Source organism: Citrobacter sp. Cpo147, from assembly GCF_030332405.1.
Classification (GTDB): Bacteria; Pseudomonadota; Gammaproteobacteria; order Enterobacterales; family Enterobacteriaceae; genus Citrobacter; species Citrobacter portucalensis.
In genome coordinates, this window is the sequence record NZ_JAOWHX010000002.1 from 1 (window position 1) to 249 (window position 249).

1 pseudogene is annotated in these 249 nt (G+C 65.5%); it reads right to left on the reverse strand.

The features are described 5' to 3' along the window. A pseudogene (locus tag OGY06_RS00010) lies at positions 1 to 249 on the reverse strand (plasmid mobilization relaxase MbeA); the annotation flags it as partial.

Here is a 249-nt window from a genome sequence, read left to right on the forward strand (position 1 = left end):
TTCGGCAGCCCGGACGGCGTGACCAGCGCCCGGCGGTTTTCCGGCGCGTTCGGGTCGTGCAGCCCCAGTCTGCCGTTCACGATAGTCTGCCAGGCATCGATGCGCGGCCGGTCGGCGCGGTCGTAGTAAGGCTGGAGCCGCCTGCCGGTCAGCAGCTCGGTATTGGGGATCAGAAAGTTCAGCTCCAGACGCCCCTTGTCCGCGTGCTCCACCCACAGAATGCTGTACTGATCTTTATCGAGTCCGGGC